This is a genomic window from Streptomyces sp. NPDC102514 (assembly GCF_055584525.1).
The window spans coordinates 67056-75236 of sequence record NZ_JBVJLW010000028.1; the positions used below are offsets into that span (position 1 = coordinate 67056).

An 8181-nucleotide genomic window follows, 5' to 3' on the forward strand; every position below is an offset into this window, starting at 1 on the left:
TGATAATCACCCTTAGAGTGGTTTCCCGTACCCCACCGCGGGGAAAGGCTAGCCGAATGCTCTCGGGACGACCGCCGCACGGCCCGTCGTCCGACGGCCCCGGAGGGTCACCGACCGCCCTCTCGCGCCACCACCGGCTGTCGGGCCGTCACTGACTGTTGGTCCCGAAGTCCTCGGGCGAGATCTGGTCGAGGAACTCGCGGAACTTCTCCACCTCGTCCTCCTGCTCGTCCGGGATCGCGATGCCGGCGTCGTCGAGGACGCCGTCGCTGCCGTAGATGGGCGTCCCGGTGCGCAGGGCCAGCGCTATGGCGTCGGACGGCCGCGCGCTCACCTCGACTCCACTGGCGAACACCAGCTCCGCGTAGAAGACACCCTCCCGCAGGTCCGTGATGCGCACTTCGGTCAGCTCCTGGCCGACGGCCTCCAGCACGTCCTTGAACAGGTCGTGGGTCAGCGGTCGCGCGGGGGCCATGCCCTGCTGCGCGAAGGCGATGGCCGTCGCCTCCCCCGGCCCGATCCAGATGGGGAGGTAACGGTCGCCTCCCACTTCACGCAGGAGCACGATCGGTTGGTTGGAGGGCATTTCGACCCGGACACCTACGACGTCGAGCTCGTTCACACAGCAACCCTAGGCCGTGCCCGGCACCTTTGGGTAGTCGAGCACGGAATGGGTGCCCTATCCCACGTTCCACGTCCTGCGTCCGCGCGGGTCGCCGGGTCAGGGAAGACGCACCCCGAGGGCCGACTGCACCAGGGCGGCGTGCAGCTTCACCGCGAGTCGCGCCAGCTCCTTGGTGCGTGCCTGGGCGTGCGCCCTGGTCTGCGGGTTGCGGTGGAGCCGTAGGGGTGCCACGACCTGGTCCACCAGCCCGGCCTCGCGGTCGGCGGCGGCCTTCACGGCGCGCAGATGCCGCGGCTCGATCCCGAACCGCCCGAGTTCCAGGACCAGTCCGGCGACGGTCACCGCCTCGGCGTCGTACACCCCGTCCAGGAGCGGGGTGATGAGCCCGTACGACTCCCATTCGGCGAGCTCCTGCTCACCGATCTCCGCGGCGGCCAGCAGCTCGGCCCGCCCGATACGGGCGACGACGGGCTCCTCGGGCTCGCTCAGTGGCTCTCCGTCGCGCTGACGCCCCACGGAGGGCAGTGGGGCCGCCTCTCCGCGTCCCATGGCGTCCAGGTGCTCACGGATGACCTTCAGGGGCAGATAGTGGTCCCGCTGCATCCTCAGGACGTGTCCGAGGCGCTCGACGTCGTCCTCGCTGAACTTGCGGTATCCCGAGGGGGTGCGCTGCGGCTCGATGAGGCCCTCGGACTCCAGGAACCGAATCTTGGAGACGGTGACCTCGGGAAATTCGTCACGCAGCACGTTCAGTACCGTGCCGATGCTCATCAGCCCGTGGTCCGTGGCGGCGGCGCCGTGTCCGGCACCGCCGCTCGGTGTTCGAAGCATGGACCTTCCCTGGGGGTCTCCCCGGACAAAGTCTGGGGGAGGGTCAGATGCCCCGCTGGCTCGCGTAGAAGACCAGCCGGTACTTGCCGATCTGCACCTCGTCACCGTTCGACAGGGGGACCCGGTCGATGCGCTCCCGGTTGACGTATGTGCCGTTGAGGCTGCCGACGTCCGCCACCGTGAACGAACCGTCGGGCTCACGGCGGAACTCCACATGGCGGCGCGACACGGTCACGTCGTCGAGGAAGATGTCGCTCTGCGGATGACGGCCGGCGGTCGTCAGATCGCCGTCCAGCAGGAAGCGGCTGCCCGAGTTGGGCCCCCGCCGTACCACCAGGAGCGCCGAGCCGAGCGGCAGGGCGTCCACGGCGGCCTGCGCCTCGGGAGAGAGCATCGGCATCTGCGTCTGGCCGGTGGCCTCGGCGTCGTAGGCCTCAAGACCGGAGATGGAGATCGTCGAGGTGGTCTCCGACGGACGCTCCGGGGTCGCCCCGGCCCGCAACGGCGCACCACAGTTCGAGCAGAAGCGGCTCGCTTCCGCGTTGCGGTTACCGCACCTCGTACACACCAGGGCCGACATGGACGGATCCTCCTGCCGCGGCTGCCCCGCCGGGGTATTGGACGCGTACGGGTCGGAGCCGAAACCTCCACCCGCACCTGAGGTTGACGGATCTCCGAAACCTATGCGCCCCGACTGGGCAGGGTCAACAGACGGCGCGCCCTGACCACCGGAAATGTCACCGGGCGGCCCACCGACCTGGTCCCGGAACAGGGGGCGGTCCCCCTGCTCCTCGCCTTCAGCGGGGCGCGGTGCGCGATGGCGGGCAGTGGCGTTGTCGCTGCCCTCTCGTGCGCTCTTGCCGAACAACTTCGCAAACAACTTCACGGGCGATTCCCCTTGACCGAAACAGACCCGCCCGTGGGGCAGGACGAACCCTGATTGCACACACCGGTCGAGCCGGACACCCTCACAACGTCCGTATCCACCAGACAGTTTCCACCACGCACCACCCATTCGGTGCGTCGACCCCCCGCAAGCTCATGCCCTCGGAGAGCCACCTCCAAGCGCCCCCGGTTCACTGGGAGGACGACCGAGCGTAGTCAGGCCGCTCGGCGGGTCGCAAGGCGTCCACGACGATCTTGTCCGAGCGGTCCACCGTGACAGTGGCCTGCTCCTTCTCCAAAGTCTGCACCACGCCGCCAGGGATGTTGAGCGCCGGTTCGAGGTCCTGAGGTTTGCCGATGACCTTGAAACGATACGGGGAGCTGATCTTGTTCCCGTCCACCGCTACTCCCCCGCTCACATCCGTCAGATAGCTGCCCGCGACGATCCGTACACCGTTGACCTGGATCGCCTCCGCGCCCGCCGCGCGGAGCTCCTGGATCGCGTCGAGCAGCGAGTCGGCCTCGACCGTCCCCTTCCCGTCGTCGATCGTCAGCGTGATGCCGGGGCCCTGCGCCGCCACGGTGCCCGCGAGAATGCCGAGTTGTTTCTCCTTCTCGACGGTCTGCTTGCGGGCCTCCTCGGCCTGGTCCGAGCTGTTCTCCAGCTCGGTGCGCTGATCCTCCAGCCCCTGCTTCTCCTCTTCCAGACGCTGTGTACGGTCGTCGAGTTCATCGAGGATGCGTACAAGATCCTCCTGGCGCGCGCCGCGCAGGGCGCCGTCGCTGTCGCTGTTGGAGGCGACCTGGACGGCGAGGCCGAATCCGAGGCCGAACAGCAGCAGCGCGACGATCAGTTGCGCGCGGGACACCCGCGGCGGCCACAGCCCGTTCACGAGCCGCTGACGGCCGGTGGGACCGGCCGGCCCGGCCGGTTCCTGCTCGGCCCGCTCGGCGCCGGGCCCGGGCGCCGTCTCCGGAGCCTTCGTCCGGACCTCTTCGGGCAGTTCCTCGCGCAGCGGGTTCTCGGAGGTTCCCGGCGTCTCGTCGTTGCTGCTCATCGGCCTCACGCCCGGAAGACGTGCCGACGGATCGCCGCGGCGTTGGAGAAGATGCGAATGCCCAGGACGACCACGACACCCGTGGACAACTGGGCGCCGACGCCCAGCTTGTCACCCAGGAAGACGATCAGCGCGGCCACCACGACGTTGGACAGGAACGACACCACGAAGACCTTGTCGTCGAAGATCCCGTCGAGCATCGCCCGCAGACCTCCGAACACGGCGTCGAGCGCCGCGACCACGGCGATCGGAAGATAGGGCTCGACCATCGCCGGAACCTCGGGCCGGACCAACAATCCAGCCACGACTCCCACGACGAGGCCCAGTACGGCGATCACGATGTGCCTTTCTCTGTGCTCGGTTGTGCTGTTCGTACGATCACACTCGGTGCTGCGGGCAACCGGACATCGTCCTCGGCGGAGATACTGGTCCTGATCCCGAAGTTCTCGTGCAGGGCCTGCAGATACTGCCCGTCCCCGCTGTTCTGGAACTTGGTGCGCAGCCGGTCCCCGTCCCCCACGGCCAACACCGTGTACGGCGGCACCAGCGGCTTGTTGTCGACCAGTATCGCGTCACCCGCGGCCCTGATCGCGGACAGGGCCGTCAGCCGCTGTCCGTTGATCGTGACGGCCTCGGCGCCCGACTCCCACAGCCCGTTGATGACTCGCTGCATGTCCCGGTCGCGTACGCGTCCGGTGTCCGAGAAGCCCGAGGTCTCCCGCGCGTCGCCGTCACCGGCGTGCTCGGCTTCCTTGGCGTCGTCCACGACGAGTTTCACACCGGGACCGTGCACTTCGAGCGCACCGGCCAGGATGCCCACCAGCTCGCCCTGGTCACCGCCGTGCTTCTTCAACGCCTCACGCTGACGGGCGCCGACGTCGTCGCGCAGCTCGTCGATGGCGTCCTCAAGGTCTTCCGCCGCAGACGTCTGGTCGTCGATGCGGTCGATGAGCTCCTCGCGCTCCTTGGCGACGACCGGAGCCGCTATCCGCGCCTGCGCCGCGCCCACGGTCACCAGCAGTGCCGCGAGCACCAGACCGGCCGCGAGACCGAGCTTCGCCGACAGCTTCTTGGGCATCCCGCCCGTGCCTTCGGCCTTCCGCCGGGCAGCGGCCTCGGCGTACCCCTCGTCAAGACTGTGGTCCATGACGTTGGTGAGCAGCGACATGGACGCGTCCGGACGCGAGGGGCGCGTGGGGGTGCTCCGAACGAGGGGCTGCTGCGGCATGCCGCACATCGTCGCACGTCGTGACCTGTAGCTCCGAACGGCCCCACCGACGTGCCGGACAGGCCCGATTCGGGGCACTGTCCGGCACGCGCGTGTGCTGCTCAGCGACCGGCGCTGTCCACCACCGACGACCACTCGTCGAGCAGTGCCTGCGCCGAGGCGTCGTCGGGCCCTTCGGCCCACAGATGGGTGACCGCCTCCGCCGGATCGGGCAGAACCATCACCCAGCGACCGTCGGTCTCCACGACACGCACCCCGTCGGTGGTGTCGACGAACCGGTCACCGGCCGCCTCGACCACACGCCGCATCACGAGCCCCTTGACGGCCCAGGGAGTCGCGAGATCGCGCTTGAGGACATGAGCCCGCGGGATCCGCGCGTCGATCTGACTGAGCGTGAGCTGCGTCCGTGCCACCAGACCGATGAGCCGGACGAAGGCGGCCGTACCGTCGAACACACTGCTGAACTCGGGCACGATGAACCCGCCACGCCCGTCACCGCCGAAGATCGTCGACTCCTCGCGTCCGACGCGCGTCAGATCGTCCGGGGACGTCGTCGTCCAGTCGACCTGTGTCCCGTGGTACGCCGCCACCTGTTCGGCGATCCTCGTGGTGGTCACCGGCAACGCCACGCGCCCGCTGCGCCGTTCGGCAGCGACCAGGTCGAGCATGACGAGCAGGGCCCGGTCGTCCTCGATGATCCGGCCCTTCTCGTCGACGAGCGACAGCCGCTCGCCGACCGGGTCGAACCGCACGCCGAACGCGGCGCGTGCGGACGCCACGATCTCGCCGAGCCGCACCATCCCGGACCGCCGGGTGTCCGCCGTCTCCGTGGGACGCGACTCGTCGAGGCCCGGGTTGATGGTCAGCGCGTCGACCCCGAGCTTGCCCAGGAGGCTGGGCAGCACCAGTCCGGCGCTGCCGTTCGAGGCATCCACGACCACCTTGAGCTCGGAGTCCGCGACCCCGGTCGTATCGACGTTCCGCAGCAGCGACCCGGTGTACGAGTCGAAGACGCTGGCGGGGAAGTGCAGATCCCCGATCTCGCCGGGGAACGCACGCCGGTACTCCTGCCGGGCGAACACCCGGTCGAGCTTGCGCTGACTCCCCTGGGACAGGTCCGCCCCGTTCCCGTCGAAGAACATGATGTCGACCGAGTCGGGAACTCCGGGCGTCGTACGGATCATGATTCCGCCGGCGCTGCCCCGCGCGGTCTGCTGCCGCGCCACCGGCAGCGGTACGTTCTCCAGGTCCCGTACGTCCATGGCGCTGGCCTGGAGAGCGGAGATGACCGCCCTCTTGAGCGCGCGGGCACCTCTGGAGTGGTCACGGGCCGTCGTGACGGTGGACCCCTTCTTGAGGGTCGTCGCGTACGCTCCCGCCAGCCGCACGGCCAGCTCGGGCGTGATCTCCACGTTGAGGATGCCGGTCACTCCACGGGCGCCGAAGAGGTGGGCCTGGCCGCGGGACTCCCAGATGACCGACGTATTGACGAAGGCGCCGGCCTCGACGGTCTTGAACGGGTACACCCGCACGTTGCCCTGGACGATCGATTCCTCACCGACGAGGCACTCGTCCCCGATGACGGCGCCGTCCTCGATACGCGCGGCCCGCATGATGTCGGTGTTCTTGCCGATGACGCAGCCGCGCAGATTGCTGTGCTGGCCGATGTACACGTTGTCGTGCAGCACGGCCTTGTGCAGGAACGCGCCGGTCTTCACGACGACGTTGGAGCCCACCACGGTGTGCTCGCGGATTTCGACGTCTGCCTCGACCTTGGCGTAGTCCCCGATGTACAGCGGCCCCCGCAGTACGGCGTCGGGGTGGACCTCGGCGCCCTCGGCGACCCAGACTCCGGGCGATATCTCGAAGCCGTCCAGTTCGACGTCGACCTTGCCCTCCAGGACATCGGCCTGCGCCTTCACATAGCTCTCGTGCGTGCCGACGTCCTCCCAGTAGCCCTCGGCGACGTAGCCGTAGATCGGCTTGCCCTCCTTCATCAGCTGAGGGAAGACATCGCCGGACCAGTCGACGGAGACATCGGCTTCGACATAGTCGAAGACCTCGGGCTCCATGACATAGATGCCGGTGTTCACCGTGTCCGAGAACACCTGACCCCAGGTCGGCTTCTCAAGAAAGCGCTCGACCTTTCCCTCGTCGTCGACAATGGTGATGCCGAATTCAAGAGGATTGGGAACGCGGGTCAAACAGACCGTGACGAGCCCACCCTTTTCCTTGTGGAAATTGATGAGGTCGGTGAGGTCGAAGTCGGTCAGAGCATCGCCGGAGATCACGAGGAACGTATCGTCCTTCAGTGCCTCTTCGGCGTTCTTGACACTGCCGGCAGTACCGAGTGGCTTCTCCTCGTTGGCATAGGTGAGCTCCATACCGAGCTCTTCACCGTCACCGAAGTAGTTCTTGACCAGCGAGGCCAGGAACTGGACGGTGACGACGGTTTCGTTGAGCCCATGCCGCTTGAGCAGCCGTAGCACGTGCTCCATGATCGGGCGATTGGCCACAGGCAGGAGCGGCTTGGGCATGCTTGAGGTCATGGGGCGAAGGCGTGTGCCTTCGCCGCCGGCCATCACGACGGCCTTCATGTCGGAAGCGTCCTCCTTGAAGAGACGGTCTAGCCGACTTCACCCGTCAGATTGTCCCGCACATTCTCGTTGCGGGCCATCAGAGACCTCTACGGCCGCCCATTGGGCGGGCTCAGTCGGTCATGGTTGTCCGCACGAACAAGGCGGCGGACCTGAACCACGTAGAGGATCCCTGCCCACCAATACAGAGTTGTACCCCATCCGGCGAACGCCCATCCGAAAATAGCAGCGAGTGACGCAAGCCATCCACTTCCGTCACTGAGCAGCAACAACGGGAAGGCGTACATCAAGTTGAACGTCGCGGCCTTCCCGAGGAAGTTCACCTGTGGCGGCGGATAGCCGTGCCGCCTGAGGATGCCCACCATCACGAGCAGAACGAGCTCGCGCGCCAGCAGCACACTCGTCAGCCACAGTGGCAGGATCTCGCGCCAGGTGAGCCCGAGCAGGGTCGAGAGGATGTAGAGGCGGTCGGCCGCGGGGTCGAGCAGCCGGCCGAGGCCACTGATCTGGTTCCAGCGCCGGGCGAGCTTGCCGTCCAGATAGTCGCTGATACCGCTCAGCATGAGCACCAGAAGCGCCCAGCCGTCGCTGTTGGGCCCACCGAACTCCGGCCTGAGGATCAGCCACAGAAAGAGCGGTACGCCCGCGAGGCGCGCCATGCTGAGGATGTTCGGGATGGTGAGGACCCGGTCTGTCTGGACGCGGGTCTCCTGGACCTCCACCCGGGGGCCTCCTGTGGGAACGAGCCAACGATGCCCCCTGACCTTACCCTCAGCCATCCGCCCCCAGCGCGGAGGGGTTCCGGGTGGCCCCGCCCTGGAACGCAAAAAAGCCCCCGCACCGAAGTGCGGGGGCTTTTCCATCAATAATAGTTCGGCGGCGTCCTACTCTCCCACAGGGTCCCCCCTGCAGTACCATCGGCGCTGTAAGGCTTAGCTTCCGGGTTCGGAATGTAAC

Annotated in this window: 8 protein-coding genes and 1 rRNA gene; all 9 read right to left on the bottom strand. The window is 67.5% G+C overall.

Annotated features, from left to right (window positions below):
- Positions 1-148 precede the first annotated feature (148 nt).
- Entirely contained in the window at positions 149-622 is a 474-nt protein-coding gene (locus ACZ60E_RS42340; RefSeq protein ID WP_006123076.1) for a bifunctional nuclease family protein, read from the bottom strand.
- A 99-nt stretch (positions 623-721) separates the two neighbouring features.
- Positions 722-1456, bottom strand: a complete 735-nt coding sequence (gene ftsR / locus ACZ60E_RS42345; protein ID WP_469447587.1) for a transcriptional regulator FtsR — start codon at positions 1454-1456, stop codon at positions 722-724.
- A gap of 43 nt (positions 1457-1499) precedes the next feature.
- On the bottom strand, positions 1500-2471 hold the full coding sequence (locus ACZ60E_RS42350; RefSeq protein WP_107018627.1) for an FHA domain-containing protein: 972 nt from the start codon (positions 2469-2471) through the stop codon (positions 1500-1502).
- Between the two features lie 61 nt (positions 2472-2532).
- The gene (locus ACZ60E_RS42355; protein ID WP_384815032.1) at positions 2533-3399 is read right to left on the bottom strand and encodes a DUF881 domain-containing protein; all 867 of its coding nucleotides are present in this window, start codon (positions 3397-3399) and stop codon (positions 2533-2535) included.
- A gap of 5 nt (positions 3400-3404) precedes the next feature.
- Positions 3405-3737 carry a small basic family protein gene (locus ACZ60E_RS42360; RefSeq protein WP_046587749.1) on the bottom strand — a complete coding sequence of 111 codons (333 nt, stop codon included), beginning with the start codon at positions 3735-3737 and terminating at the stop codon, positions 3405-3407.
- Positions 3734-4636: a DUF881 domain-containing protein gene (locus tag ACZ60E_RS42365; protein WP_469447590.1), complete on the bottom strand. Its 903-nt coding sequence runs from the start codon at positions 4634-4636 to the stop codon at positions 3734-3736. The genes ACZ60E_RS42360 and ACZ60E_RS42365 overlap by 4 nt, the downstream gene beginning before the upstream one ends.
- 92 nt (positions 4637-4728) lie before the next feature.
- Positions 4729-7224, bottom strand: a complete 2496-nt coding sequence (locus tag ACZ60E_RS42370; protein ID WP_384815038.1) for a sugar phosphate nucleotidyltransferase — start codon at positions 7222-7224, stop codon at positions 4729-4731.
- Between the two features lie 89 nt (positions 7225-7313).
- On the bottom strand, positions 7314-7946 hold the full coding sequence (locus tag ACZ60E_RS42375; protein ID WP_210891645.1) for a CDP-alcohol phosphatidyltransferase family protein: 633 nt from the start codon (positions 7944-7946) through the stop codon (positions 7314-7316).
- Positions 7947-8095: 149 nt separating this feature from the next.
- Positions 8096-8181, bottom strand: a 5S ribosomal RNA gene (gene rrf / locus ACZ60E_RS42380); the annotation flags it as partial.

Excerpts from the sequence above, each read along its gene's own strand:
- ftsR (WP_469447587.1), bottom strand. The coding sequence starts at position 1,456 with ATGCTTCGAACACCGAGCGGCGGTGCCGGACACGGCGCCGCCGCCACG.
- ACZ60E_RS42350 (WP_107018627.1), bottom strand. The coding sequence starts at position 2,471 with ATGGGTGGTGCGTGGTGGAAACTGTCTGGTGGATACGGACGTTGTGAG.
- ACZ60E_RS42355 (WP_384815032.1), bottom strand. The coding sequence starts at position 3,399 with ATGAGCAGCAACGACGAGACGCCGGGAACCTCCGAGAACCCGCTGCGC.
- ACZ60E_RS42365 (WP_469447590.1), bottom strand. The coding sequence starts at position 4,636 with ATGTGCGGCATGCCGCAGCAGCCCCTCGTTCGGAGCACCCCCACGCGC.
- ACZ60E_RS42370 (WP_384815038.1), bottom strand. The coding sequence starts at position 7,224 with ATGAAGGCCGTCGTGATGGCCGGCGGCGAAGGCACACGCCTTCGCCCC.